Annotated in this window: 5 protein-coding genes; 4 read left to right on the top strand and 1 reads right to left on the bottom strand. The window is 67.2% G+C overall.

What is annotated here, in order from left to right:
* A partial coding sequence (locus tag QK444_RS33835) for a rhodanese-like domain-containing protein (RefSeq protein WP_282786090.1) occupies positions 1–303 on the bottom strand: 303 nt, incomplete at its 3' end.
* Positions 304–395: 92 nt separating this feature from the next.
* Between QK444_RS33835 and QK444_RS33840 the strand changes: the two genes are divergently transcribed.
* The 4 genes from QK444_RS33840 to QK444_RS33855 all read left to right on the top strand — a co-directional run.
* Complete coding sequence (locus QK444_RS33840) at positions 396–854, top strand: MarR family transcriptional regulator (RefSeq protein WP_282786091.1); 459 nt, start codon at positions 396–398, stop codon at positions 852–854.
* Positions 855–1,015: 161 nt separating this feature from the next.
* Positions 1,016–2,419 carry a dihydrolipoyl dehydrogenase gene (lpdA, locus tag QK444_RS33845; RefSeq protein ID WP_282786092.1) on the top strand — a complete coding sequence of 468 codons (1,404 nt, stop codon included), beginning with the start codon at positions 1,016–1,018 and terminating at the stop codon, positions 2,417–2,419.
* A gap of 105 nt (positions 2,420–2,524) precedes the next feature.
* Positions 2,525–3,220, top strand: coding sequence for a DUF2993 domain-containing protein (locus QK444_RS33850; RefSeq protein WP_282786093.1), 696 nt, complete (start codon positions 2,525–2,527; stop codon positions 3,218–3,220).
* 243 nt (positions 3,221–3,463) lie between these two features.
* A partial coding sequence (locus QK444_RS33855) for a DUF222 domain-containing protein (RefSeq protein WP_282786094.1) occupies positions 3,464–3,883 on the top strand: 420 nt, incomplete at its 3' end.

Raw genomic sequence — 3,883 nt, forward strand, 5'->3', positions numbered from 1 at the left:
CGCGTCCGTCCAGTCCTGAATGCCCTCGCGGTATTTGCGGACGTTGGTGTAGCCCAGCGCCTCCAGCTTGCTGGCGACGGCCTGGCTGTTCTGGCAGGCCGGGTTGGAGCAGTAGGTCACGATGGCGGCGTCGCGATCCGGCAGCAGGCGCGCGGCTTCGCTTTCCACCTCGGATTCGACGAGCGCGATCGCGCCCGGCAGGTGCGCCTTGGCGTAGTACTCGCCGCCGAGCGCGTCGATCACCGTGACGGTGCCCGCGGCGATCTCCTTCTCGAGTTCCTCGCGGGTGATGAGTGCGGTCATGGGGCAACCTCGATTCTTCTCGCGCACATTTTTATGTGCGTGTGCACGCTACTATTTGTGTGCGCACGCACGCAACCCGGTACGCTGGGCCGGTGCCCCACTCACAGCCCACCCCCCGCCCGGCCGCGGCCGCCTGGTCGGCACTGCTGCGGGTACACGCCACCCTCGTCCCCGAGCTGGACGCGGAACTACGCACAACCGTCGGGCTGCCCCTGAACTGGTACGACGTTCTGCTCGAACTGGACGGCGTCGAACGGCTGCGCATGAGCGATCTGGGTGAGCGCGTGGTGCTCAGCCGTACCCGGGTGAGCCGGTTGGTCGCCGAGCTCGAAACACACGGCCTGGTACGGCGCGAATCCAATCCGGACGACGGCAGATCCGCCTTCGTCTCCATCACCGACCGCGGCCGCGAACGCTTCCGCGCCGCCGCGCCGCACTACCTCGGCGGCATCGAGCGCCGACTGGGCGAGCGCCTGGAACCGGAGGAACTCGCGGCGCTCACCGCCGCGCTCCGCAAGGTGCTCGGACCCGCGGATCTCGGTCTCGGTTAGCTCCGGACCGTCGATGTCCGGGCACGCCGTGCTGTGGAACGCCTGCTCGATCGGGTCGTGAGCTGTTGTCGTATCCGCGCGCAGCGATCGTGTGTGCGAGATCTCACCGTAGAGGGGGATCGGGTGCGTGCGGCCGGGTGAACGGAGTTAGGCTCGAACCCGTGACTTCCCACTACGATGTCGTCGTTCTCGGCGCTGGTCCCGGCGGATACGTCGCCGCGATCCGCGCCGCTCAACTCGGCCTGCGAACAGCGATCGTCGAGCAGAAATACTGGGGTGGCGTGTGCCTGAACGTGGGCTGCATCCCGTCCAAGGCACTGCTGCGTAACGCGGAACTGGCCCATATCTTCACCAAGGAGGCCAAGACCTTCGGCATCAGCGGGGAGGCGAAGTTCGATTTCGGCGCCGCCTTCGATCGCAGCCGCAAGGTGGCGGACGGCCGGGTCAAGGGCGTCCACTTCCTGATGAAGAAGAACAAGATCGACGAGTTCGACGGTCTGGGCACCTTCACCGGCCCGAACTCTCTCCAGGTCGCCCTGACCAAGGGCGGCGCGGAGAACATCACCTTCGACAACGTCATCATCGCCACCGGCACCGTCACCAAGCTGCTGCCGGGCACCTCGGTGTCGCAGAACGTGGTCACCTACGAGGAGCAGATCCTCACCCGCGATCTGCCCGGCTCGATCCTGATCGTCGGCGCGGGCGCGATCGGCATGGAGTTCGGCTACGTCCTCAAGAACTACGGCGTGGACGTGCGCATCGTGGAGTTCCTCGACCGCGCGCTGCCCAACGAGGACGCCGATGTCTCCAAGGAGATCACCAAGGCGTACAAGAAGCTCGGGATCACCATCACCACGGGTGCGTCGGTGCAGTCCATCGACGACGACGGCTCCAAGGTGACCGTCTCCATCAAGGACAACAAGTCCGGCAATGTCGAGACCGTCACCGTCGACAAGGTGTTGCAGGCCGTCGGTTTCGCGCCGCGCGTGGAGGGCTACGGCCTGGAGACCACCGGCGTGCAGCTGACCGACCGCGGCGCCATCGCCATCGACGAGTACATGCGCACCAATGTGCCGCACATCTACGCCATCGGTGACGTCACCGCCAAGCTTCAGCTCGCGCACGTCGCCGAGGCGCAGGGCGTGGTCGCCGCCGAGACCATCGGCGGCGCCGAGACCATGCCGCTGGGCGACTACCGCATGATGCCGCGCGCCACCTTCTGTCAGCCCCAGGTCGCCTCCTTCGGCCTGACCGAGCAGCAGGCCAAGGACGAGGGCTACGACGTCAAGGTCGCCACCTTCCCGTTCACCGCCAACGGCAAGGCGCACGGCCTGGGTGATGCCCAGGGCTTCGTCAAGCTCATCTCCGACGCCAAGTACGGCGAACTCATCGGCGGCCACCTCATCGGCCCCGACGTCTCGGAGCTGCTGCCGGAACTGACCCTGGCCCAGAAGTGGGACCTCACGGTCAACGAACTCGCCCGCAACGTGCACACCCACCCGACGTTGAGCGAGGCGCTCCAGGAGGCCATCCACGGCCTCGCGGGACACATGATCAACTTCTGATCGCGCGACGAGCAACGGCCCGGTATCCGGCGAACCCACCGGACACCGGGCCGTTTCCCGTGTCGGGAACGGGCATGATGGTGGGATGGCCGGACGGGTGAGCGTATGCGCGCATTGCTGACACTGATCGTCGTGCTGGCGATCGCGCTGATCATCGGCGACCGGGTCGCGGTGACGCTGGCGCAGAACGAGATCGGGCGCGCGATCGCCGGCGAATACGAACTCCCGCAGCGGCCTCGGGTGGAGATCGGCGGGTTTCCGTTCCTGACCCAGGCGGTCGACGGGCGCTATCGCGAGATCGACATCCAGGTCGGCGACTGGCACGACCAGGACATCCACGTGCGCGACCTCGAGGTGAGGCTGAACGATGTCTCGGCCCCCCTGCGCGACCTGCTCGGCAACCGCACCTCGAATCTGGTCGCGGCGACGGCGACCGCCACGGCCCTGGTCCCCTACGACGTCGTGCGCGATTACGCCCCGTCCGGAGTGGAGACGATCTCCCACAGCCCGGAGGGCCTGCGCGTCACCGGAACCTTCTCGGTGGAAGGCATCCCGGTCCCCGCGACCCTCATCGTCACCGTCGAGCCGACCGCCGACGGCATCGAGGTCACCCCGGTATCGGTCCAGCCCGCCACCGGCGGCCCCACCATCCCCCTCGCCCTCCTCCGCAACTCCCTCGCCTTCACCGTTCCCCTGCAACGGCTACCGCTCGGTGCCCGCCTGACCGACATCCAGCCCAGCACCGACGGCCTCCAGGTCACCGCTGTAGCCCACGACGTCCGCTTCTCCGACCTGCCGTGAGCGCGGAACCCGCCCCCGTTCGACCGTACGCAGCCAGCCATGGAGTCCCATCGCACGAGAAGGACGAGAAGCGATAGATGTGGTCGGCTGTTCGACTCCACCGGAAGTAGCGAGAAGGCTTGCCGCTGTGGAGGCTACGGCGGGTGTCGTGCGAGTGTTCTGGCCCGAACCCGGATGTGAAGATGTGCAGTTCAGATGGCCTTTTAGCTTCTGCCGCAATGGATTTCGCGGTAGAATTGGTGCATGATTCCGGAGGGGGAAACGCGAGGCGGTGATACCGCGGCCGGTCTGTCGGCCGCGATGGACGCCCTGCTCGCGACCGATCTCACCGGGTTGTCCGACACCGCTCTCGTGGACGTCATGCGGGAGATGGAATCCGTTCGTTGTCGGATGGCGGCACTGTCACACCGCATGATCGCCGAAGTCGAGGCGCGGCATCTGTGGGAGCGTGCCGGGGCCAAGGGGATGCGCGGCTATCTGATCGATGTGCTGCGCCTGTCGGCCGCCGAGGCCGGAGCGCGGGTACGCGCGTCGGCGTCGTTGCGGCCGCGCGCGTTCTGCGGGGAACCCGGTCCGGCGTTGTTGCCGACCACCGCGGCGTTGCAGGCCGAGGGTGTGGTGTCCCCGGAGCACGCGCGGGTGATCATGCGGGTGATGGACCGC

Origin of the sequence: Nocardia sp. CC201C (genome assembly GCF_030010695.1) — a bacterium.
GTDB lineage: Bacteria > Actinomycetota > Actinomycetes > Mycobacteriales > Mycobacteriaceae > Nocardia > Nocardia otitidiscaviarum.